This is a genomic window from Pseudocitrobacter faecalis, assembly GCF_965231525.1.
In the GTDB taxonomy this organism is placed as follows: domain Bacteria; phylum Pseudomonadota; class Gammaproteobacteria; order Enterobacterales; family Enterobacteriaceae; genus Pseudocitrobacter; species Pseudocitrobacter faecalis.
Genome location: NZ_CBDDNJ010000002.1, coordinates 4,101,219 through 4,124,921 on the forward strand (window position 1 = coordinate 4,101,219; position 23,703 = coordinate 4,124,921).

Sequence of the window (23,703 nt, forward strand, 5' to 3'; positions counted from 1 at the left end):
ATGACATCTACTTGAAAGGGATGATTTGTGTTGCGTTTGTTTATGGGGTTTTTTAACGCGCAGTATCAGTATCATCTGGACGGTATCTTGCGCAACCCTTTAAGAACAGGGCTTTTCACTTCAAACATGCATATTCTCATTAATTTCTACCAATAAACTATTATAAGTTTTTGTTATAAATAATATTTTTTTGACACAATTTTCATAAATAACTCCTGGCAATTATTTCCCTTCAAAGAATCGAATGCACATTATTTGAACAATTCTAATAATGCGTGATCTGCCGCCCAAATAGTAAACAAAGCTCGCAATACCCCTACAATTAACTTTTTGGCGACATATTATTAACATCTTACAAGGAGAAAAAAAGCATGAGCCAAATACATAAACACACCATTCCTGCGAACATTGCAGATCGTTGCCTGATCAACCCGGAGCAATACCAGCAGAGATACCAGCTCTCTATCTCCGACCCTGACGCATTCTGGGGAGAAGAAGGCAAAATTCTCGACTGGATGAAACCGTATACCAGGGTTAAGAACACCTCGTTTGCGCCGGGCAACATCTCCATCAAATGGTATGAAGATGGCACCCTGAACCTGGCGGCGAACTGCCTCGACCGACATCTGCACGCGCGCGGCGACCAGACCGCCATTATCTGGGAAGGCGACGACGCCAGCCAGAGCAAAAATATCACCTATAAAGAGCTACATCGCGACGTCTGCCGCTTCGCTAACGTCCTGCTTTCGCTGGGCATTAAGAAAGGCGATGTGGTCGCGATTTACATGCCAATGGTGCCGGAAGCCGCAGTCGCCATGCTGGCATGCGCCCGCATTGGTGCAGTGCACTCGGTTATCTTCGGCGGCTTCTCACCGGAAGCGGTGGCCGGGCGTATTATCGACTCCAGTTCACGCCTGGTGATCACCGCTGACGAAGGCGTGCGCGCCGGGCGCGGGATCCCGCTGAAGAAAAACGTCGATGACGCGCTGAAAAACCCGAACGTCAAAACCATTGAAAACGTGGTGGTGCTGAAGCGCACCGGCGGCAAGATTGACTGGCATGAAAGCCGCGACCTGTGGTGGCGCGACCTGATCGAAAAAGCCGACGACCAGCACCAGCCAGAAGAGATGAACGCCGAAGACCCGCTGTTTATCCTCTATACCTCCGGTTCAACCGGCAAACCCAAAGGCGTGCTGCACACTACCGGCGGTTATCTGGTTTATGCGGCAACGACGTTCAAATATGCGTTTGATTACCATCCGGGCGACATCTACTGGTGTACCGCGGATGTGGGCTGGGTTACCGGCCACAGCTACCTGCTTTACGGGCCGCTGGCCTGCGGGGCGACTACGTTGATGTTCGAAGGCGTGCCAAACTCACCGACCCCGGCGCGTATGTGTCAGGTCGTCGATAAACACAAAGTTAACATTCTCTATACTGCGCCAACGGCGATCCGCGCCCTGATGGCGGAAGGCGATAAGGCGATTGAAGGTACCGACCGCTCTTCCCTGCGCATTCTCGGTTCCGTCGGCGAGCCGATTAACCCGGAAGCGTGGGAGTGGTACTGGAAGAAAATCGGCAAAGAGAAATGCCCGGTGATCGACACCTGGTGGCAGACAGAAACCGGTGGCTTCATGATCACCCCGCTACCCGGCGCGACTGAACTGAAAGCCGGTTCCGCCAGCCGTCCGTTCTTCGGCGTACAGCCTGCGCTGGTGGATAACGAAGGGAATCCGCAGGAAGGCGCAACCGAAGGCAATCTGGTGATCACCGATTCCTGGCCGGGACAGGCGCGTACGCTGTTTGGCGATCACGAGCGCTTTGAGCAGACCTACTTCTCCACCTTCAAAAATATGTATTTCAGCGGTGACGGCGCGCGTCGCGACGAAGAGGGTTATTACTGGATTACGGGGCGCGTTGATGACGTACTGAACGTCTCCGGCCACCGTCTGGGTACGGCAGAAATCGAATCGGCGTTGGTGTCGCATCCGAAAGTCGCAGAAGCGGCAGTGGTCGGCATTCCACACAACATTAAAGGCCAGGCGATTTATGCCTACGTGACGCTGAATCATGGTGAAGAGCCGACGCCGGCGCTGTACACCGAAGTGCGTAACTGGGTGCGTAAAGAGATTGGCCCGCTGGCGACGCCGGACGTGCTGCACTGGACGGATTCGCTGCCAAAAACGCGTTCGGGCAAAATCATGCGCCGTATTCTGCGCAAAATTGCTGCGGGTGATACCAGTAACCTCGGCGACACCTCAACGCTCGCCGATCCGGGCGTGGTAGACAAACTGCTCGAAGAGAAGCAGGCGATCACCATGCCTTCATAACTTAGCCTTTCTCCCTCTCCCCGTGGGAGAGGGGCGGGGTGAGGGCCGTCATGGGCACCTTTCCCCCTCACCCTAACCCTCTCCCTTAAGGGAGAGGGAATTAAAACATCCCAACCCTACCTCTGGAGACTCTGTGATGAATGACACCATTTATCAGCGGATAGAAGACAGTGCGCGTTTCAGGGAGTTAGTCGAAAAACGGCAACGGTTTGCCACCATTCTGTCGATTATCATGCTGGCAGTTTACATCAGCTTTATTCTTCTGATTGCCTTCGCGCCTGGCTGGCTGGGTACGCCGCTGCATGCGGGAACCAGCGTTACCCGGGGGATTCCGATTGGCGTGGGCGTGATTCTTATCTCCTTTGTTCTGACCGGTATTTATATCTGGCGCGCGAACGGTGAGTTCGATCGTCTTAACAACGCGGTACTGCACGAGGTAAAAGCATCATGAAGCGAGTCCTGACGGCGCTTGCCGCCACACTACCCTTCGCCGCTAACGCAGCCGATGCTATCAGCGGTGCCGTACAACGCCAGCCAACCAACTGGCAGGCGATTATTATGTTTTTAATTTTCGTCGTGTTTACGCTTGGGATTACCTACTGGGCCTCTAAACGCGTACGTTCGCGTAATGACTACTACACCGCTGGCGGCAACATCACCGGTTTCCAGAACGGCCTGGCGATTGCGGGCGATTATATGTCTGCCGCCTCATTCCTGGGAATTTCCGCACTGGTCTTTACCTCTGGCTACGACGGGCTGATTTACTCGCTGGGCTTCCTGGTAGGCTGGCCCATCATTCTGTTCCTGATTGCCGAACGTCTGCGTAACCTGGGCCGCTATACCTTTGCCGATGTGGCCTCCTATCGCCTGAAGCAGGGGCCCATTCGTATTCTTTCCGCCTGTGGCTCGCTGGTGGTAGTTGCGCTGTACCTCATCGCCCAGATGGTTGGTGCGGGTAAACTGATTGAGCTGCTGTTCGGACTGAACTACCACATCGCGGTCGTGCTGGTGGGCGTGTTGATGATGATGTACGTGCTGTTTGGCGGCATGCTCGCCACCACATGGGTACAGATTATCAAAGCCGTGCTGCTGCTGTTTGGCGCGAGCTTTATGGCCTTTATGGTGATGAAACACGTGGGCTTCAGCTTCAATAACCTGTTCACTGAAGCCATGGCGGTTCACCCGAAAGGTGAAGCCATCATGAGCCCTGGCGGGCTGGTGAAAGATCCGATTTCCGCGCTGTCGTTGGGCCTTGGCCTGATGTTCGGAACAGCGGGGCTGCCACATATTCTGATGCGCTTCTTCACGGTTAGCGATGCCCGCGAAGCGCGTAAAAGCGTATTCTACGCCACCGGCTTTATGGGGTACTTCTACATCCTGACCTTTATCATCGGCTTTGGCGCTATCATGCTGGTGGGGGCGAACCCGGTCTATAAAGATGCGGCTGGCGCGCTGATCGGCGGTAACAACATGGCGGCGGTTCACCTGGCAAATGCGGTCGGCGGTAACCTGTTCCTCGGCTTTATCTCCGCTGTGGCCTTCGCCACCATTCTGGCGGTGGTTGCCGGGCTGACCCTGGCAGGTGCTTCTGCGGTCTCACATGACCTTTACGCTAACGTCTTCCGTAAAGGCGCAACCGAGCGTGATGAACTGCGGGTATCGAAGATCACCGTCTTGGTGTTGGGCGTGATTGCTATCGTGCTGGGCGTGCTGTTTGAAAACCAGAACATCGCTTTCATGGTCGGCCTGGCATTTGCCATTGCCGCGAGCTGCAACTTCCCCATCATCCTGCTCTCCATGTACTGGTCAAAACTGACTACCCGTGGTGCCATGATGGGCGGATGGCTGGGCCTGCTAACCGCGGTGGTGCTGATGATCCTCGGCCCAACCATTTGGGTGCAGATCCTCGGCCACGAAAAAGCTATCTTCCCTTACGAATACCCGGCGCTGTTCTCCATCACCGTGGCATTCCTGGGGATTTGGTTCTTCTCGGCAACCGACAACTCTGCTGAGGGTAATCTTGAGCGGGAACAGTTCCGCGCTCAGTTTATCCGCTCACAAACCGGCCTCGGCGTCGAGCAGGGGCGTGCGCATTAACAGTAGATTCCCCGGTCGCAAGGCCGGGGAAACCCGCATCCTACACCACACTCCCCCACACCAGTTGCCCTTTATGGAACGTCGCCGTGCGCGGTGAAATACGCGCGACCGCCTCGGCGGAACAGGAGGCGTCCACCAGCACAAAGCTGGCGTCATCCTGGGCTTTTGGCCAGACACGCTCGCCCTTTTCATTGAGTGGCAACACATCACCGGTAGCTAAAAACAGCGAACGGGACAAATTTTGTTCGTTAGGGCGAATATAGAGCTGCGCATACAGATTGGCTTTTTCCAGCATGTCACCCAGGCCGTAAGGCGACCAGTGGTCGATAACGCTGTCAGTGCCGGTCATCACTTTCACGCCTTTGTCGTGCAACTGTTTGAGCGGCATATGCAACGTGCCAATCGGCACCGTCGAGGCGATAGAAATTTGCTGCGCCACCATGCGGTGCGCCAGTTCATCCACCTGTTGCGCGTTGAGCGTTGCCAGCGCAAAAGCGTGGCTGATGGTCAGCTTGCCTTTCAGTTGCGGCGTTTTCTCTACGGTTTCAACCATATAATTGATGGCCGCCACGCCCGCTGGCGTGGTTTCGTGCAGGTGTATATCGACGCCTTTGTCGTAATCCAGCGCAATCTGGAACATGGTGTCGAGGGATTTTTCCATCGCGCCATCGACGCTGGTGGGATCCAGCCCACCGACGTAATGCGCCCCCGCCTGCATCGCTTCGCGCATTAAGGGTTCCGATTTCGACAGCAGCAAACCGTGCTGCGGGAAGGCGACAATTTCACACTCGAAGCCCGCCTGACGCCGCGCCAGCACCGCCTGCAGGTTTTGCAGATTTTTCAGGCCGGAAACCGGTTCGATATTGCAGTGGCTGCGGGCAATGGTGGTGCCTTTCGACTGCAAGAGATCGATCAGTTTTTCCGCCCGCTCCTGCGTGTACGGTTGCAGTTCCGGCAGCATTTTCTGCTCGAGCGCGATCATGTCCTGAATGGTGGTGCCCGCCGGGCGATTGAGCGAGCGCCACGGCCCGCCGTAAAAGGTTTTGTCGAGATGAATATGCATATCGCGGGTAGTGGGCAGCATCAACTTACCACCTGCGTCATAGTGCGGCAGCGTGGCGTCCGGATGCTGCTTGTTCTCGCGCAGGGCAACAATTTTGCCGTTCTGAATTTCCACGGTCTGGCGCGCCGTACGGGTCTGCACTGCCACACCGTTTTCATAATCAAAACCGGTTTCCAGCAGCACGTTGTCGAGATAGTAGTGCGGGTCAGTGATTTTCATGGTGTTATTCGCTTCGCAGTGGGTGGTGCCAGAGACCGCCGCATGGGCAAGCGGCACAGACGTACCAAACAGCGCAGCGGCGGTGACCATCTTACCGCTCTGGCTCAGAAACTCACGGCGGCTATTATTTTCTTTCATCTTACGTCCTTAGGTTTTAATAATATGGGTGCCCGTTTCGCCGCGCAGTGCCGCTGGCAGGCATTCCGGCGTGGTGATAATCACTTCTTTGCCGCCCTGTTCCAGGAACGTCAGGCTGGCGATGATTTTTGGCAACATGCTGCCAGGCGGGAAATGCCCTTCCTGCATATAGCGGGTCATGGTGGCAATATCCACCCGATCCAGCGCCTGCTGCTGCGGCTTGCCAAAGTGAATACACACTTTTTCCACGCCGGTGGTGATCACTAAAATGTCGGCGTGAATTTCGCGCGCCAGCAGCGCAGTGGAGAGATCTTTGTCGATAACCGCGTCCACGCTTTGGTAATCGCCTGCTTCTGTACGCACCACGGGAATGCCACCGCCTCCCGCGCCAATCACCACAAAGCCCTGTTGGATCAGCGCCTTAATGGCGGGTGCTTCGACAATACGTTTGGGTTCCGGCGAGGCAACAACCCGGCGATAGCCCCGTCCGGCATCTTCAACAAAATGCCAGTCAGGATTTGCCTCTTGTAATTCGTCACGCTGGGTTTCACTAAAGAATGCACCGATGGGCTTGGTGGGATGAGCAAATCCAGGATCGTTTTTATCCACTTCGACCTGAGTCACCACGGTGACGGCTTTTTTCTCGCCGTGACGGGCCAGCCGGTTGTTCAGCGCCTGTTGGATCAGGTAGCCAATACCACCTTGCGTATCCGCCACGCAGTTCGCCAGTGGCGTTAAGGGCAGCCCTTCGCGCTCGTGAGCAATCTCCGCGCGGCGTAAATCCAGCCCGACCTGTGGCCCGTTACCGTGGGTCAGCACAATGTCGTAATCGGAAGCCAGCATTTCCAGCACCGTATCGGCGACGGCTTTCACCGCCTCCGCCTGATGCTCAATCGACTGACTGGCGTTATCTTTGATAATGCTGTTGCCACCAATGGCAACGACCACAAGCTCTTTCATATTGTTATGTCCGCGACAGAGGGTGATGGGGTTATGACCAACGTCAGACTGCCTGATGCGCTACGCTTATCAGGCCTACAGATTCTGTTGCTATCCGGCAATGGTGAAAAATGCCTGATGCGACGCTCGCGCGTCTTATCAGGCCTACAAATTCTCGTGCCATTTGTAGGCCGGATAAGGCGTTCACGCCGCCTCCGGCATGAACATCTCAGTCAGACGCCGTAACGTTCGCACCAGCCAAGAATGGCTTTCTCGAAGCAGGCGAATGGTGGATGCACGATGCCCGCACCAATCATGCCGACGCCCGCATCTTTATGCGCGATGGCGGTGTTGATCACCGGCAGAATGCCGCTGCTACCCACGCGGGTAATGTCGATTGCCGACGGCACGCCCATAAAACCGAGCAGCGGAATGGTGACGTTGGGGTTTTCACCGAGGGTGATTTCCCGCATCTGGCGGGAGAAATCGATAGCTTCCTCCACCGTACCGCCCACCAGCGCGACGATGGCGGGCGCGGTCGCCATGGCAAATCCACCAATGCCGTAGGTTTCGGTGATGGCGCTGTCACCGATATCCAGCCCCGAATCTTCAGGCTTATACCCGGCAAACATCGGGCCAATCACCTGCTGTGCCGGGCCGGTAAACCACTGCCCCGGCAGGCCGCTGACTCGCAGGCCGAACTCGACGCCGTTACGCGCCATGGTGGTCACCACGGTGCTGTATTCGATGCCGTGCGCCGCATCCATCGCCGCTTTACACATCGCCATCCACGTCGGGCCAGAGAAGTAGTCGCTGCTGGCGACAAACTCAAACACTTCGCGCTGCTGCTCAACGGAATAACCGGCCTGAATAATCCCCGGCGTCAGCGCCTGAATCAGCAGCGTCGTTCCGGCGTTGTTGCGGTTATGGCACTCATCGCCCATATGCAGCGCCTGCGCCAGCATTAAGCGCAGATCGATTTCACCGATAATTTTCATCGCGTCGCGCAGCATGGGCCCCTGCACATCGCGCATCCACTTGAGACGGTCAATCACGCTCTGGTCGTTGGCGCCCATGCGCAAAATCTTCGCCATCTGCTCGCTCATGTTGGTATACGCGAGGTTGCCGTAGGTTTTGTTTTTCACGATGTGCATAAACATCGAGGCCGAGGTGACGCCCGCCATAGACCCCACGCAGTCATGTTCGTGGCACGGCGAGAAAGTAATCTCTCCGGAGGCCGCCAGTTCAGCCGCTTCGTCGAGATCTTTCGCCAGCCCTTCAAACACCAGCGCCCCGGTGACCGCGCCTTTCATCGCGCCACACATTTTGTCCCAGGTGACCGGCGGCCCGGCGTGAAGAATGGTTTTCGGCGTCATGCCTGGCACCACGTTAATCGCCTGATCAAAGCCAATCAAAACCGGATGCGACTGGATAATGCGCTCCAGCGCCTGCTGGTTAGCGGCGGCGACTTTATCTGCCAGCGGCGAAGCGGTAATGTTGTCCAGCGCCTGCACCACCTGCATATTGCCCTGCCCCGGCGGCGTCCAGTCGAGCTGGGTCACTTCAACATGCTGCTTTTTCAGGTCATCGCTAAACATGGCAATACCGACGTTAATAACGTTCAACGGTTGGCTAAACAGTGACGGGCTCATCAGGCTTCCTCCCCTTTGCAGATAAATTCACGCGCCAGCAATCCGGTATTGGTGCTGCTGCTGGCCAGAATCACGCCGGCATCAAGCAACATCTGGCTCTGTTGTGCTAACGATGGCGTATCAAGATCGGTGCCCAGCACATAGGCGAGAATGATCAATTCACGGCCTTCGGCAGCGGCGATCGCTTTCGCTTCTTTGATCGCGTCGATGGTGGAACCGACCGGATCTTCATGCGATCCAAATCCGAGCACGAAATCCATCACGATCACCGCCACTTCCGGATCGCGCGCTTCTTCGAGCAAGCGGCTGATGCGATTGGTCGGGTCAATCATTGGGTGCGGCTTGCCGTTGGTAAAATCGTCATCGCCAAAGTCGAGGAAGGTGTGTTTGATGCTGCGGTTGATATCTTTCAGGCGGAATTCAGGATCGGGCTGGATATTGCTGTAGACATCGCCGTGTTTTTCCATCACCGCGAACATTGTTTCGTCACACAGCGTGCCGCCGCAGAACAGGCCACGGATGTATTTTTGCTGGGGTTGTAGGCGAGTACGCACGTCCGCAATCAACGACCGGTTAAGCGAATGCAGGTCGAGCGTTTCTTGTTTCACGCCGGAGAGCAGCACCGCTTTCAGCGCCGCTTCTTTGGTGCCGCGGGCAAACTGTAGCCCCGGCTCATCAGCGGATGTTTCGCCACGACCGAGGAAGCAAACCACCACCGGTTTGAGGCAGGCGCGCGCACGTTCCAGCACTTTGCGGGCCACCGCAGGCGCGGGCGGTTTAGAAATTAAGGCGATGATTTCCGTTTGTGGATCGTTTTCTAACATGCCGATGGCATCGAGCATCATCAGGCCGCCAATTTTCTCACTCAGGTCGCGCCCCCCGGTGCCAACCAGTTGTGAAACGCCGCCGCCAAAGTCATGAATGCGGACACTCAGTTCCTGGCTACCGGTGCCAGATGCACCAACTATACCGATGTTGCCGCGACGCACGGCGTTACCAAAGCAGAGCGCCGCGCCGTTAATAATCGCCGTGCCGCAGTCAGGCCCCATCATCAGCAGCCCTTTTTCGTGGGCCAGTTGCTTGAGCGCCAGTTCATCTTCAACTGAGACGTTATCAGAAAACAGCATCACATTGAGGTCGTTTTGCAGCGCCTGACGCGCTTCGCGGGCGGCAAACAGACCGTTAACGGAAATCACCGCCAGGTTACTTGCCGGAATATGCTTTTTGGCGCTGGCAATAGTGGCATAGCGCGCTTCATGCGAGCCACTTTGCGCTTTGGTATTGAACAGTTCTTCAATCTCAGCCAGCAACTGCTCGTTGTCCGCGCCTGTTTTGCCGTTGATGACAATCATCAGGTCGCCGTTTTTCGCCTGTTCCAGCTCCGGCGTCAGCAGTCCTAAATTCTTCAGCACGCCTTTGTTCATTTCCGTCGCCATCGCCACAAATGCCTGCTCGACGCCGTCGAGTTTATTTGCGCGCGTGGAGATGGACATCAGCGAGACAGAATCAAAATAAGTATTCGGTTTAATGACTATTTTAACTGACATAATTCCCTCCGTAGGTTTGGCTCAGCGCACAACCATCGGCCATGCCAAACAGCATGTCGCAGCCGGAACTGGAGCCAATACTTTTAATATCCGCGATGTTCTTTTCCGATAATTGCCTGGGGTCATTAATCAGGCTGGCAATAAACGCATAAATATTTTCACGATAACGATAATCGAATGCCGCCTCGAGCGTCGTGGCACTCAGGCTTGTTGTATTTTTTCCGGCACACGCCAGGGCCGATATAAATTCATCACGCAGATGCGCTGCCGGGTGACCAGGAATAAAGAGAATTGCACTCATTCCCACCAGATAATCATCGGAAGACGGCGTAAGCCCGATGCCCAAACCGATCATCTGTGTAACGGCGGACGTGATATTTAAATTACCACGTAGCGCCTTAAATAGTATTTCCCGGTTACGCTGCAATTGCTCAGATATCGCCTGATAAAAAGGGTTATTTCCGCCTCCCAGAAAAAGCGTGTCATGCTTTTGTAGTTGCTGCAAAATTATATCGCGCAATTTAAGCCACGGAATCTGGCGAAAACGTTCGCGACTTAGCGTTAAATCAGGCGGCTGCCAGCAGCGGCATGACAGCGTATCAATTTTCAGTTTATCAGCAACCATGACGCCATGATGATGCAACTCAATCGACTGGCCAGGCTGGAATGAAGCATCAAAGTGAGTGAGCGCTAACCTACAGCTATTTGGGGCGTTATCACAGCTTTCACTCAGCAGTGTCAACCATCGCCGCCGGGCAGGAAGCCAGAGATTAACCGCCCGATTAAATACCTGTGCAATCTGCCCTGAACCCCGTTCGGCCAGAAAACCTGCATCTGCCGTTAGCGCCTGCACACACCGGAATGGTGGTGTGTTAATGGCGATTCTCCTTCGTTATGCACCCGCCGCAATCAGCAGTTCGGCAATTTCAGAAAAACCTTTTTCGCGCGCCAGTTCGAGTGGCGTTTTACCGTATTTATCGGTCATATGCGGGCTGGCACCGTGTTGCAGTAAAAGACGTACAATTGCCTGCTGCGTTTCACCGCCATCATTAAGCACAATAGCTTCCAGCAGCGGCGTCCAGCCAACATAATTGGTCTGATTAACGTTAATATCTGTGCGGGTTAATAATTCGCGTACAATATTGATATGGCCTTTTTCGCAGGCGGGCGTCAGCCCCACGCCGCCAAAACGCGTTAAACGGTTGAGATCGGGATTGGCGGGCAGAATTAAATTCAAAAGCGTTAAATCATTATTCAGGCAACTCAGCAGAAAAGGATTAGCACAGATGTTATCCTGCATATTAATATCTGCACCTGCATCTATTAATATTTGCACGCAGTCATAATGTTTATTCAGGCTCGCAAGAATAATGGCGGTTTGCTTCGTTCTATTACGTGTATTAACATCAACACCCTGCCGCAAACAGTTTCTGAGCGCATCAACATTTCCATGTTGGGCTGCCAGCAAAAACTCACTCGCCAAATTATTCGTGGTCATAAATATTCCCCCTGCTGATGATGTGGCTGTTTGATCCATAAATCGAGGATAGCAATGAAATTTCAGGAAAAGAAGGCGGTTAAATTTAATTCGCCATAACACGCCTTATTATTGAAAGTAATTCAACAATGGAGGCAGAGTGTGCGTTAAGACACTGTTTGTTCCTTTACCTCTATACCCCTTAACTCAACCGGGTTTTATTTCGATATAGTTCCGAAACGAAACCAACACATTCATAAAACATGATATTGGGGGGCACCATGAACGGACTCACCGCAACAGGTATCACCGTCGGTATTTGCGCAGGGCTCTGGCAAATGGTGGCCTCCAGGGTCGGAATGACGCCAGGTTGGGAGTTATTAGGCACAACGGGTTTTGTCTCGTTTTGTAGTTTCTATGCGGCTGGCGGCGGAAAAGCCGGATTTACGAAAAGCCTGTTCGTTAACGTCTCCGGGGCGGTATGGGCTTCTCTGGCCGCGCTGGCGACGGGCTGGTTAGCCACCACGTCCGGGCTTTCGCCGTGGTTGGCTGGCGTGATAATGACTATTCCTTTCTCAGCGGCGATCGTCTGGCAGGGGCGCTTCTGGCTGACCTCGTTTATTCCCGGCGGCTTTCTTGGCATGACGCTTTTTTTCGCCACCGGGCTTAACTGGGCCGTTGCGCTGTCCGGTTTTATCGTCGGGAACGGCATCGGACTCATCTCGGAATATACCGGGCGCAGGCTGAGTGAAGCCACCTCAAAAGAGAAGGTGTAATCAGTTTTAAAAGTTATTCAAAAGTGATTGTCACTTTGCCCTGAGAATCACTACAGTAAAACAGGAGCATAATGCGGTAACCGGAGCAGGAAAATGAACTCAATTTTTACGGAAGAAAACCTGCTGGCGTTTACCACCGCCGCACGTTACGGCAGCTTTAGTAAAGCGGCGGAGGAGTTAGGGCTGACGACTTCCGCCATCAGCTACACGATTCGCAGGATGGAAACCGGCCTTGATGTGGTGCTGTTTACCCGTAATACCCGCAGCATAGAACTGACGGAATCCGGGCGCTACTTTCTGCGTAAAGCGAGCGATCTGCTCAATGACTTTCACGCCATTCGCCGCAGTATTGATACCATCGCCCAGGGAATAGAGACAAGAATTCGCATTTGTATCAACCAGTTGCTTTATACACCGGAACATACCGCCCGCTTGCTTCAGGTGTTGAAAAAGCAATTTCCCACTTGCCAGATTACCGTCACCACGGAAGTGTATAACGGCGTCTGGGATGCGATGATCAATAACCAGGCCAGCATTGCTATCGGCGCGCCGGATACCCTGCTCGACGGCGGCGGCATTGATTACACCGAAATTGGCGCGATTCGTTGGGTTTTCGCCATCGCCCCCGATCATCCCCTGGCCTTTATGCCGGAGCCCATCGCCGAAAGTCAGCTACGCCTTTATCCCAATATCATGGTGGAAGATACCGCGCATACCATCAATAAGAAGGTAGGCTGGCTGCTGCACGGTCAGGAATCGGTGCTGGTGCCCGATTTCAACACCAAATGCCAGTGCCAGATCCTCGGCGCTGGAATCGGTTTTTTACCTGACTACATGGTGCGTAAAGCAGCAGAACAATCACTGCTGGTCACCCGACAAATCCACAACCCACGTCAGGATTCTCGTATGCTGCTGGCGACGCGCCACTCCGCCACCGGACAGGTAACACTGTGGATTAAAAAAGAGTTTGCTCCCGGCGGGATTTTGAGCGGAATTTATCAAGACCTTTTACATAGAGAGAACTGATTCGATGGGCCTTTGCGATCGTCCAGCATATCCCACTGATTTTCGTGTTGTTCAAAAATCACATTTTCACGCCCGTCTGGTGACTGAAATCACGCTTTGTAGCTGTTAAAAAACGATCTGCATCACATTGATTTTCATCAATTCGCTATCTCTATCACACTATTTACCCCTTCTACACTTCTCCGCTCTTCTTCATCCTTCCCACAGACGACTTTTCGCGAGCCGCTCCCTATTCTTACCCCATCGACAAACTGTCAGCAAAACGGCTCAAACGCGCCGGGTTCAGCAACATCGACAAAAACAGCGGGCTGCCTGCGGGCGGCGTGTCCAGCCAGCGGTCGAGCGTATCGGCATAACGCAGCAGCGCGTTCTGCTGTTCCGCAAGTACGCTGGCGGAAGGCTCACTACCGTAATGATCGTGCCAGGTGAGCAGCGTCACGCTGGCAGCGACGCGAGAAAACATCTGGCTGTAGACCTCGGCGTTACGCCAGGCGGCAAGAAGTTGTTCCAGCGTATTGTTCGGGCAGGTGATGCGCGGCATGAGCGCCCGCAGACTTTGCACAGCGTTGGCGGCGAGGAAGCAGGCGGTCTCTTTCTCAAGGGCGATCAGCTCGCGCTGCTCATTACCAAGCGACGGATCGTCGGTGGGCATCAGCGGCTGGTAAGCCTGCATCCAGTTGGCGCTGCGGGTATCCATGTGCAGCAACTGCTGCGCCTGGGCGAGGCTTTCGGGGATTTGGCTTTGATAGTGCATACGCCGCCCCAGCAGGTTGGGCGTTTTGCACAGCCAGTCATAGCTGGTATGCAGCAGGGCGGCGAGACGCTGTTTATCCTGTACGGAACGGAAACGAAGCTGTTGCTGCTCAGTCCAGCGTTCGAAGGTGGTAAGCGCGCCCTCCTGAAGTTGATTCGCCGCCGACAGACCAAGCAGATTGATGGCGTTGACAGAGTCCATCACCCGGCTATCGGGCAGCCACTGCCAGCTGACGCGGGAAGTGATGGCTTCCACTTCATTTTCCGCCACGCTCAGCGCCCAGCTCAGGCGACCGCTGATTTCATCAGCGAGATAGCACGGCAGCGCCGTCCAGCCGTAGCCGGTGCCGAAGAGGTCAAACTCGATCCACTTATTGTGGCCGGGCAGCGTGGCGATATTGGGATGGTTGGCGAAGCCGGGGTGGTAATCCAGCTCGGTGGCTTTGATGGAGGCGCGCACATCGCCCGGCAGCGTCGCGAGAATGCTCGAGAGCTGCTGGCGCGGCCAGCTGTCATCGATAAAGTCACGCAGTACCAGCTTTTTGCCCTGCCCGCGTAGCAGGCTCCAGACGGAATGCAGGCTGCGCTGCCAGCCGGAGGTCTGAAACGCGGGCGTTGTCAGGCTAAGAATTAAACCGCTCAGATGCGGCAACGCCTGTAATAACGGATGCATGATTGCCGCATAAAACTGCGGCCAGAAATCGGGCGCGCTTTTTTCATCGAATGCCATCTCGGGAAATTTGCGCTTAATAATGTCATCCGTCGGCGCGGCTTCGCCCTGAAGCCAAAAAGATAAATTATTGTCGGCCAGATAACGGTCAACGCGTTTTAAATACAGCAGCGCGTAATTTTGCTGATGAATAAGGTTCTCGACATTCAGTTTCTGACTCAATGGCGAGGGCGTAGCCAGAATAGAAAGCAGTTCCTGTTGGTGCAGGATTATCCCGGTGAAACCATGCTGTTTCGCACTCTGCACACCCTGAATAAACCAGGGCCAGTGCCAGATAAAGGTGCTATTCAGTTCCATCAACTGGTGGGGAATACGTTTCATCGCGACATCCTGCCGTTATTTTGTCGTTTATCATAATCGAGGACACAATGAAAAAATATGCGCTGGTCGGCACGGGAGGACGTGCAGGTTTATATATTTCGGCTATCGGCGGTCAATGGCGCGAGAATGCCAAACTGGTGGCCTTTTGCGATACCAATCAGACGCGTATGAATTACGCTAATACGCTGCTGCAAAAGGAAGGTGCCGCGCCCGTTTCCACCTGGAAAGCCGCGCAGTTTGAAGAGATGATCCGCGAAACCCGCCCGGATAGTATTATCGTCACGACCATGGATCGCACCCATGATGATTATATTGTGCGGGCGCTGCATGCGGGCTGTGATGTGATCACCGAAAAACCGATGACCATCGATGAGAAGCGAGCCCTGCGCATTCTGGATGCCATCGAAGAAACCGGGCATACCGTGCGCGTGGCGTTCAACTATCGCTACGCGCCGCATCACAGCAAGATACGCGAGCTGCTGATGCAGGGGGTGATTGGTCAGGTCACATCGGTGCACTTCGAGTGGCTGCTCAATACCGAGCACGGGGCAGATTATTTCCGTCGCTGGCATCGGGAAAAACGTAACAGCGGCGGCCTGCTGGTGCATAAATCCACTCACCATTTCGATCTGATGAACTTCTGGCTGGCGAGCTACCCGGAACGCGTTTATGCCGAAGGCAGCCTGCAATTCTACGGCAAAGAGAACGCCGAAAAACGCGGCGTGACACAGTTCTATCCACGCACTCACGGCTACGCGGAAGCGAAAAATGATCCGTTTGCGCTGGAAATGGCGGAAAACCCGCAGCTTAAAGCGCTCTATCTGGACGCCGAACATGAAGATAACTATTTCCGCGATCAGAGCGTCTTTAGCGATGGGATTACCATCGAAGACACCCTGTCGGTGCTGGTGAAATACCAGAATCAGGTGCAGCTCACCTACTCCCTGAACGCTTACTTGCCGTGGGAAGGGCTGAACGTGGTGTTCAACGGCACCGAAGGGCGTCTGGAGATGAAAATTATCGAGAAATCCTACGTTAATGCAGGCGGCGAGCGTGAAAACGAAGGGAGTCTGGAGCAGTGTGATATCACCGTCTTCCCGATGTTTGCCGAACCGTGGAAAGCGGATTTCACCCTTGGCGAAGGCGGCCACGGTGGTGGCGATAACGCGATGCTGGCGGATCTTTTCGGTGTGCCGGGCAACGACCCGCTGCAACGCGCCGCCGACCACCGTGCCGGGGCGATGTCGATTCTCACCGGGATTGCCGGGAATATTTCGATGCTGCAGCAGCGCCCGGTCAATTTCCGGGAGTTTGACCTGGTTTCACGTCTGATGAAACACGCCCGGGATGGCAAAGCTTAAGTCTTGCTGAGAGGGATGGTCACAACAGAAACAGAGGTGAAAATTCGGATTTCATCAATCGAGAAAACAAAGGCGCAGGGAGTAGAATGCGTGTGGGTGCTTGAGGCTATCTGTCTCAGGCATTTGCAGGACGGCAGATAGAGAAAAGCCCCGAGTGATTTTTCAATCAACCCGAGGCTTACTATATGCCACACACATATAGACTGCCTCTTACAGACCGAAAGGTCAAGGAGAAGAGAGCCATGAAGCAGCATAAGGCGATGCTTGTCGCCCTAATCATCATCTGTATTACCGCCTTACTGGCGGCGCTGATAATGAGAAAGGATCTCTGTGAGGTTCATTTCCGAACCAGCCAGACTGAAGTTGCTGTTTTCACGGCTTACGAATCCGAGTAAGAGCATCGGCGGGGAGCAATCCCCGCCACTCTTTATGTGTTCGGTTATCCTCTGAGCACCCTGTCATTACCGAAGCCCGCCTCGTGCGGGCTTCTTCATTACAAAATCAGAACATCACCCAGCCCACCAGCGGCGCAACCAGCACCATCACCACGCCTGACAGCATCATCACCAGGCTTGCCACCACGCCTTCCTGCGGGCCGAGCTCGTAGGAGCGTGCGGTTCCGGCGCCGTGTGACGCAGCGCCAAATCCTGCGCCTTTCGCCATCCCTTCCTGAATAGACAGGCGTAAAAAAAGCACATCGCCAATCGCCATGCCAAAGACGCCGGTCACCACGACGAACAGCGCGACCAAATCAGGCTGCCCGCCAAGGGGTTTGGCCGCCGCCAGCGCAAAGGGTGTCGTGACAGAGCGCACTGCCAGGCTGCGCTGAATCTCATCCGGCAACGTAAACAGCCGTGCCAGCCAGACGGAACTGGTCACCGCCACCACCGTTGCGGTAATCACCCCGGCAGAGAGTGACATCCAGTGACGCTTGATGATCGCCAGATTGTCGTACACCGGCACGGCAAACGCGATGGTCGCCGGGCCCAGCAGCCACAGCAGCCAGTGCGCTTCGCCCATATAGTTTTGATAGGAGATGTGGCCGAACACCAGCATCAGCACCAGCAGAACCGGCGTTAACACCAGCGGCATCAGCGGCAATTTGCGAAAGCGGCGATAGAGACGTTTATTGGCGAAATAGAGCACCAGCGTAATCGCAAGACACAGCACGCTCAGTTGAAAGTTACTCATGGCGCATCCGCTTCAGTTCGTAGCGATAGACTTTATCCACCACCCAGGCGGTCGCGCCGAGCACCATCATGGTACTGAGCGCAATCACCAGAAAAATACGCCAGCCATCGACCATCAGCAGTTGCGCGTAATTCACCACTGCCACGACGGCGGGCACGAAGAAGAGCAGCATTTCCGCCAGCAGCCAGCGCGAGCCCGCACGTACCCACTTCAGCGGCACAATACGACAGACAATCAGCGCCAGCATCAGCACCATCCCCACCAGGTTGGCGGGCAGCGGCAGATTCAGCCAGTTCACCAGATATTCAGCAAAAACAAACAGCCCGGCGTACAGAATGACCTGCACCGGCACCTGAAGACGTTGCAAAACGGAGGGCATCACGCGCCCTAAGGCCTCAGCCATGAAAGAAGTGTCCGGAAAAAATCAGAGGCGCACAGTATAGTGAGCGCACGAGGATGGCAGAAATGAATTAAACTCATCGCAGGTATAGTTTCGAGGCATAATCATGGACATCAGAACGCTGCGCTATTTCGTTGAAGTGGTACGTCAGCAAAGCTTTACCCGCGCGGCGGAGAAACTTTTCGTCACGCAGCCAACTATCAGCAAGATGCTGAAAAATCTGGAAGATGAACTCAACAGCACCCTGCTCATCCGCGACGGGCGCAAATTGCTGCTCACCGATACCGGGCAGGTAGTATTTGAACGCGGGCTGGTGATCCTTGATGAATTTCGCCAACTGGAAGCCGAACTGACCGATATCAACCATCTCAATAAAGGCCAGTTGCGCCTCGGCATCCCGCCAATGGTCGGCATGATGATGGCCGGGCCCATCAGCCTGTTTCGCCAGCGTTACCCCGGCGTAGAACTCAAAGTGTCCGAATTCGGCGGGCTGACGGTACAGCAGGCGGTGATGAACGGCGAGCTTGATTTAGCCATGACCGCGCTACCGGTGGAAGAAGAGAGTGGCCTTGCGACGTTGCCGCTATTCAGCCATCCGCTTTGCGTGCTGGTTCCCCGTTCCGGCGAGTGGCTGGAACAGACATCAGTTTCCCCCGAGCAGCTCGCGGCGCATCCTTTGCTTATCTATAACGAAGATTTCGCCTTAAGTCGTCAGTTGATGCATCTGTTTAATCAACACAACGTGAAGCCGCGTATCGCGGTGCGCAGCGGCCAATGGGATTTCCTCGCGGCGATGGTGCAGGCAGGCGTCGGCGTGGCGATTTTACCGGAGCCGATTTGCGAAAGGCTGGATGCGAAAACGCTGCGCTGGCTACCGCTTGAGAGCGAACTCCACTGGCAGCTGGGCATGATTTGGCGGGAGGGGGTTTATTTGTCGCACAGCGCCCAGGCGTGGCTGAAGTGCTGTGAAGGGTTTTGGTTACCGAAGTAGGCTCGTCCCCCTCACCCCGGCCCTCTCCCACAGGGAGAGGGAGAAAACCGGCACCAATATGTAATCTTCTGCGATCGGATCCCTCTCCCTGTGGGAGAGGGTGAGGATGAGGGGGAGAATTACTCACCCTCAATCAACAGCGCTTCCAGCAAATCAAGGTCGTGCAGCAATTTCTGCAACGTCTCGTTACTGATCTGCCGCGTCGCACGCAGGTGATACAACTCCCCGCGCTCTGAACGCAGCGCCGCCAGGCGGAAACGACGCTCCAGCTGCTCTTCCAGCATTGAGGTTTCCACGTCGTTACGCCCATCGGCGCGGCGACGCAAATTACCAATCACGCGGGAACTGACTTCCGTCAGCAACTGGTTATCAATGTTCTCCTGCGTATCTGCCGCCAGTCGTTCTTCCATCTTCTGAATCGCGACAATCGCCACTTCTGCCGTTGCAGAACGGGCCAGACGCTCCTCTTTTTGCTGCTGCGGTAGATCACGAACTTCAATGTGGCGCAGCAGAATCGGCAGCATAATGACGCCGACAAACAGCGAGAAGAGAATGACGCCCGCCGACAGGAATACCAGCTCATAGCGTGCCGGGAAGACGTTGCCATCAGGCAGCAGCAGCGGAATAGAGAGCACACCGGCAAGGGTGATCGCCCCGCGCACCCCGGCGAAGGAAGCAATCGCCAGTTCGCGCGTTGACCAACTGCCAAACTCCATCGGTTTTTTCTTCAGGAAGCGTTGGCTGAAGCGCTGCATCGTCCACAGCCAGCCAAAGCGCACCAGCATCAGCGCCGCGTAAATCAGCAGGATGTCGGTAAACAGCATCCAGATTTCAACGTTTGGATCCGCTTCTGCAGCCACCAGCGACGTTTCGAGAATACCCGGTAATTGCAGGCCCAACAGCAGGAACACCATGCCGTTAAACACGAACTCCAGCATCGCCCAGGTACTGTTGGCACGCAGACGCATCGCCAGCGGCGCGGTTCGCATCACGCCGGAACGGGTGATGGTCATCCCCGCAGCGACCGCCGCCAGAATGCCGGAAACACCGACGTGTTCCGCAATCAGATACGACGCGAACGGCAACAGGAACAGCAGCACGATTTGCGTTGCCGGTTCATCGCCGCCCCAACGGCTGAGGAAGCGCAGCGAGCGACCATACAGCCAACTGACCACAAAACCGGCCAGGATGCCGCCGATGGCGACTTTCAGAAATTCAAGCGTCGCGCCGCCAACGGTAAAGACCATTGTGCCCATGGCAACTGCCACGGCAAACTTCAGCGAGACCAGGCCCGAAGCGTCGTTCATCAACGCTTCACCCTGCAAAATACCCATGATTTTCTTCGGAATGCGCCCTTCACCCACAATCCCGGAGAGCGCAACCGCATCGGTTGGCGACAGTACCGCCGCCAGGGCGAATGCGGGAATCAGTGGGATGCCCGGCACCAGCCAGTAAATCAGGAAACCGATGCCAACCACCGTCACCAGAACCAGCGCAAGGGCGAGGCCGAGGATTTCGCGACCGTGCTCCAGGAATTCACGGGTCGGCGTTTTCCAGCCATCGGCGAACAGCAGCGGCGGAATGAACAGAACGAGGAACAGCTCCGGGTCAAACTCCACGTGAAGGCCAAAAGTCGGCCACGCCAGCAGCGCACCGATGGCAATCTGCATCAGCGGCAGCGGCACCTGAAATGGCAAGACACGGGTTACAACCCCGGAGAGCGAGACCACGAGGGTCATGATGAGTATGGTGAAGAATATTTCCATGCGATCCCTGTTTGCAGCGTTGTCTTATTATCTAAAACGTAAAATATGAAGCGTCATGCCTCTGTATCATACGCATACCAGAGTAACGCAAAAGGAAACGAGACGATCCTTAAAATGAAAAATTGACCGGTAAAAAAATGCGAAAAATCGTTAACAGCTGTCGCGCTGACACAACCTTGAGGAAATCGTTGCTTTCGGGGTCCAGTTATTGCCGCTCAGTCGTACGAGTAACGTGCCCAGCGATGGCTGGTTAACAGAAGCTTAGCGCGGTGCTCAACTTCTAGATCATATAACTAACTGGTAGTTTCTCCCATGCCATCACTAAAAGTATGCCGCAGGCTAACTTAAGGAGAAGCGCTCATCATATCACTTCTTGACCTCCGATATTGATGGCGCAGTGGCCTGACGACGCTTTAATACAGGTCGGGATTTAGTCATCCCACTATACCTAACATGTGAACAATTCTTGTTTGATCCTACTCCAGCATTTATTACCATGGATCTTCGCCATAGCTAACGGGGTTGTTTGGGACCGACTTCCGACAACAGATCTTGGTGGGCCTGCCACCATCTCTTTACAAGCTTATGCTTATTACATGCAAAACGTCCCGTTTTGCATCTTTGTGCCTACGGCACACCACGATCCTGCCCTGATACAATATCCCTCTTTCCAGTCAGTCGTTCATGTCTAACTTAAAATCATTAAACATTTAAATTAAAAATAAACAAATTAAATCTAGTCGCATCATTATTTTAATAACACTACATCCATTTCATAAAAAACTGCACAATGGTCACCCAGACCATTTGCAATCAGTACCATCATTATTATATGCCTCAATATTTTCTTCAAATTCAGTTATTTTCCCACTCATTGATTTATAATAAAACCAATTAAATCTTGCACCCTGCGTGGAAACAGCATACAACCCATTAACCTTGCCATTTATAACCTCACTCCATGCATAATTAAATTCAGAAGGCCTGTCATCAAAAGTCACTTCCAATTTATTTATAAACGCAAGAGGTATGAATTTTGAGGATTTCTCATAAATCACATAGCCTAAAAAAATATCACCAGACGATATTTCAACAAACTTTAAATTTGTTTTCCCAGAGCTAAAACAGCCTACCGTAGTTTGTTGTTTAGCCAATAAACAAAAAGGCACCAAAAAAAGCAAAACCAATGAGTTAACTTTCATATTAATTACTCCAATTCAGTTATTCGTCTCTCTACAAATGTAGATATATTCCTTTTTCCTATTCCATAAACTTTTTTTCACCCTCACGACCTTCTTGGGGAAACGGATGCAGGTCAATTAATTCTTTCGCCCTTCTATAACCTTTTAATGCTTCTTCGATACTCTTGATGGTACCTCTTCGAGAGCTATCGGGATCATGCCATATTCCCCATCCCAAGGCATATACTTTATTATCATATACGCCACTATCATCAAACAAAAAAGCGTCATTCACTTCTTTCTGATTTAAATGCTCGGCAGCAAGTGAAGGAACCAATTTATTAAATAGCGACAACCGTTCATCATAATGATTATACCCTCCATTAATCTTTGCTGTAATTTCATTAAAATCATTATTTTTTGCATCTTCATTTATTTTTTTAAATATATTGAAATACCAAAATGCAGATAATACGCAATGTGGGGAGGATATGAGTTTATCTCTTGCAGAATCTGAAGATGTTACGTCCTCATTAATATATTCCCCATAGGCGGTGTAATTCCTTTCCCCTGTAACTTGTATTAAGCCACGGCCATACCACGGGCTATATGAGGCTGATTCGCCATTAATTTCTTTCGTATATCTAAAGTAACCGCTCTCGTGAATAATTTGCGCAAGAAAATGGGCTTTTTCTCTACAAGTGGTCATACCAAACCGAATAAACCCTGCATTTATATCGGAGAGATAACTTTTAAGAAGATTTTCACTTACTGTAGGAACAACTTTTTTTAATTCATCTAATGTTATATCTCTGTTGCAAGCACACACAGATTTTGAATTAATAGTGTCCAAAAACACAACCGGATGAAAATGCCATACCGGGTTATCACTATTGAATGGCGACACCTCTCTCATCCACTCCATGTCTGTCTGCCACTTCTCGCAGTACGCCACTTCATCGGTGTCCAGATCTTTATAAAATTCTTCCCACCGACCCGTTGAGCGCCCGCCGTACCATTCGCTATGATGCTTGACCGTCAGATGATTGACCACATTCCTCACCAGTGGTTCACGCACGACCAGCGCCTGCCGGATTTCTTCTTCCGTCACTTTTCCGTTACCGTCCTTATCCATTTCAGCCATCAGCTGACGGTAATAGGGCGGAACCTGCTCGTACAGCCATTCATCTCCCTGCTCTGCGGCACGGCTTATTGAACCAAATGCTTCCGGTACCCATCCTTCATAGGGGCTGTACGTCATATCGCCACTGCTGTTCTCTTCCAGCGGCTGAAAACCCAGCTTCAGTAAATCATACTGCCCGACCTCTTCAACATCCTTCTGTGGTAGCCAGCCGCTTCCGCTGATGTTAAACCACCACTGTTGCGATTCATCCATGGCCGGTGTTGTCGTTTCACGTGGAAGCACACACTGCGCGCCCAGCGTAGCTGCGGTTGCAGTAAAGGTCTCCTGTTCTGACGCAGACTGACGGGCGTAGAGCATTTTGCCTTTCGGGGCCATTACTGTTCGTTTTTCCCCTTTAACATCCGCCGGGTTGGATAAAAATGTCGGCATTCTGGCATCAGCACTCAGCACCTCAAGATGAACAAACCACTCACGCTCAACCTGACCGCCGCCTTCGCCAGGGTATTCCTCACATCCCATAAATCCGACCGGTGTTCCGGCGCTGACCTGCCTTTTTTAGCCAATGTATCCGTTCCTGCAACAAAGCTTCAATACCCACCAA

20 protein-coding genes are annotated in these 23,703 nt (G+C 53.5%); 8 read left to right on the plus strand and 12 right to left on the minus strand.

From position 1 onward, the window contains the following. Positions 1-371: 371 nt before the first annotated feature. The 3 genes from acs (at position 372) to actP (ending at position 4,427) form a co-directional block, all read left to right on the plus strand. Complete coding sequence (acs, locus tag ACOXYR_RS19910; RefSeq protein ID WP_421356544.1) at positions 372-2,330, plus strand: acetate--CoA ligase; 1,959 nt, start codon at positions 372-374, stop codon at positions 2,328-2,330. 136 nt (positions 2,331-2,466) lie between these two features. Continuing rightward, entirely contained in the window at positions 2,467-2,781 is a 315-nt protein-coding gene (locus ACOXYR_RS19915) for a DUF485 domain-containing protein (protein ID WP_108476052.1), read from the plus strand. Further along, the gene (gene actP / locus ACOXYR_RS19920) at positions 2,778-4,427 is read left to right on the plus strand and encodes a cation/acetate symporter ActP (RefSeq protein WP_113859047.1); all 1,650 of its coding nucleotides are present in this window, start codon (positions 2,778-2,780) and stop codon (positions 4,425-4,427) included. Before ACOXYR_RS19915 ends, actP begins: the two co-directional genes overlap by 4 nt. Positions 4,428-4,467: 40 nt before the next feature. On the opposite strand, the gene ACOXYR_RS19925 is transcribed toward actP, so the two are convergent. From ACOXYR_RS19925 to ACOXYR_RS19950, 6 genes are all read right to left on the minus strand, one after another. Next, positions 4,468-5,847, minus strand: coding sequence for an amidohydrolase family protein (locus ACOXYR_RS19925; protein WP_113859046.1), 1,380 nt, complete (start codon positions 5,845-5,847; stop codon positions 4,468-4,470). A 9-nt stretch (positions 5,848-5,856) separates the two neighbouring features. Then, the gene (locus tag ACOXYR_RS19930; protein WP_108476049.1) at positions 5,857-6,807 is read right to left on the minus strand and encodes a carbamate kinase family protein; all 951 of its coding nucleotides are present in this window, start codon (positions 6,805-6,807) and stop codon (positions 5,857-5,859) included. Between the two features lie 212 nt (positions 6,808-7,019). After that, positions 7,020-8,438 (minus strand): YlbE family protein, encoded by a 1,419-nt coding sequence (locus ACOXYR_RS19935; RefSeq protein WP_421356545.1) that lies wholly within the window; start codon positions 8,436-8,438, stop codon positions 7,020-7,022. Continuing rightward, the gene (fdrA, locus tag ACOXYR_RS19940; RefSeq protein WP_421356546.1) at positions 8,438-9,985 is read right to left on the minus strand and encodes an acyl-CoA synthetase FdrA; all 1,548 of its coding nucleotides are present in this window, start codon (positions 9,983-9,985) and stop codon (positions 8,438-8,440) included. The genes ACOXYR_RS19935 and fdrA overlap by 1 nt, the downstream gene beginning before the upstream one ends. Further along, on the minus strand, positions 9,975-10,838 hold the full coding sequence (locus ACOXYR_RS19945) for an oxamate carbamoyltransferase subunit AllH family protein (protein ID WP_421356547.1): 864 nt from the start codon (positions 10,836-10,838) through the stop codon (positions 9,975-9,977). The genes fdrA and ACOXYR_RS19945 overlap by 11 nt, the downstream gene beginning before the upstream one ends. Before the next feature lie 39 nt (positions 10,839-10,877). Continuing rightward, entirely contained in the window at positions 10,878-11,483 is a 606-nt protein-coding gene (locus ACOXYR_RS19950) for an ankyrin repeat domain-containing protein (protein ID WP_189624427.1), read from the minus strand. A 260-nt stretch (positions 11,484-11,743) separates the two neighbouring features. Between ACOXYR_RS19950 and ACOXYR_RS19955 the strand changes: the two genes are divergently transcribed. Continuing rightward, positions 11,744-12,238 (plus strand): DUF1097 domain-containing protein, encoded by a 495-nt coding sequence (locus ACOXYR_RS19955; protein WP_113859040.1) that lies wholly within the window; start codon positions 11,744-11,746, stop codon positions 12,236-12,238. A 93-nt stretch (positions 12,239-12,331) separates the two neighbouring features. Continuing rightward, the gene (locus ACOXYR_RS19960) at positions 12,332-13,264 is read left to right on the plus strand and encodes a LysR substrate-binding domain-containing protein (protein WP_113859039.1); all 933 of its coding nucleotides are present in this window, start codon (positions 12,332-12,334) and stop codon (positions 13,262-13,264) included. A 235-nt stretch (positions 13,265-13,499) separates the two neighbouring features. On the opposite strand, the gene ACOXYR_RS19965 is transcribed toward ACOXYR_RS19960, so the two are convergent. Then, complete coding sequence (locus tag ACOXYR_RS19965; RefSeq protein WP_421356548.1) at positions 13,500-15,068, minus strand: hypothetical protein; 1,569 nt, start codon at positions 15,066-15,068, stop codon at positions 13,500-13,502. A 47-nt stretch (positions 15,069-15,115) separates the two neighbouring features. On the opposite strand from ACOXYR_RS19965, the gene ACOXYR_RS19970 reads away from it, so the two are divergent. Further along, positions 15,116-16,429 carry a Gfo/Idh/MocA family protein gene (locus tag ACOXYR_RS19970; protein ID WP_421356549.1) on the plus strand — a complete coding sequence of 438 codons (1,314 nt, stop codon included), beginning with the start codon at positions 15,116-15,118 and terminating at the stop codon, positions 16,427-16,429. Between the two features lie 242 nt (positions 16,430-16,671). After that, on the plus strand, positions 16,672-16,824 hold the full coding sequence (locus ACOXYR_RS19975) for a Hok/Gef family protein (protein ID WP_208638242.1): 153 nt from the start codon (positions 16,672-16,674) through the stop codon (positions 16,822-16,824). A 106-nt stretch (positions 16,825-16,930) separates the two neighbouring features. Here the strand turns inward: ACOXYR_RS19975 and ACOXYR_RS19980 are convergent, their stop codons facing one another. Together ACOXYR_RS19980 and ACOXYR_RS19985 are read right to left on the minus strand one after the other, a co-directional pair. After that, on the minus strand, positions 16,931-17,620 hold the full coding sequence (locus tag ACOXYR_RS19980; protein ID WP_113859035.1) for an LrgB family protein: 690 nt from the start codon (positions 17,618-17,620) through the stop codon (positions 16,931-16,933). Further along, positions 17,613-18,023, minus strand: a complete 411-nt coding sequence (locus tag ACOXYR_RS19985) for a CidA/LrgA family protein (RefSeq protein WP_108476038.1) — start codon at positions 18,021-18,023, stop codon at positions 17,613-17,615. Before ACOXYR_RS19985 ends, ACOXYR_RS19980 begins: the two co-directional genes overlap by 8 nt. 103 nt (positions 18,024-18,126) lie before the next feature. Here ACOXYR_RS19985 and ACOXYR_RS19990 point away from each other — a divergent pair, with 103 nt between their 5' ends. Then, positions 18,127-19,011, plus strand: coding sequence for a LysR family transcriptional regulator (locus tag ACOXYR_RS19990; protein ID WP_108476037.1), 885 nt, complete (start codon positions 18,127-18,129; stop codon positions 19,009-19,011). Between the two features lie 119 nt (positions 19,012-19,130). Here the strand turns inward: ACOXYR_RS19990 and ACOXYR_RS19995 are convergent, their stop codons facing one another. The 3 genes from ACOXYR_RS19995 to ACOXYR_RS20005 form a co-directional block, all read right to left on the minus strand. Next, the gene (locus ACOXYR_RS19995) at positions 19,131-20,777 is read right to left on the minus strand and encodes a Na+/H+ antiporter (RefSeq protein ID WP_108476036.1); all 1,647 of its coding nucleotides are present in this window, start codon (positions 20,775-20,777) and stop codon (positions 19,131-19,133) included. A 794-nt stretch (positions 20,778-21,571) separates the two neighbouring features. After that, the gene (locus ACOXYR_RS20000; protein WP_421356550.1) at positions 21,572-21,979 is read right to left on the minus strand and encodes a hypothetical protein; all 408 of its coding nucleotides are present in this window, start codon (positions 21,977-21,979) and stop codon (positions 21,572-21,574) included. A 58-nt stretch (positions 21,980-22,037) separates the two neighbouring features. Beyond that, complete coding sequence (locus tag ACOXYR_RS20005) at positions 22,038-23,621, minus strand: hypothetical protein (protein ID WP_421425930.1); 1,584 nt, start codon at positions 23,619-23,621, stop codon at positions 22,038-22,040. Positions 23,622-23,703 lie beyond the last annotated feature (82 nt).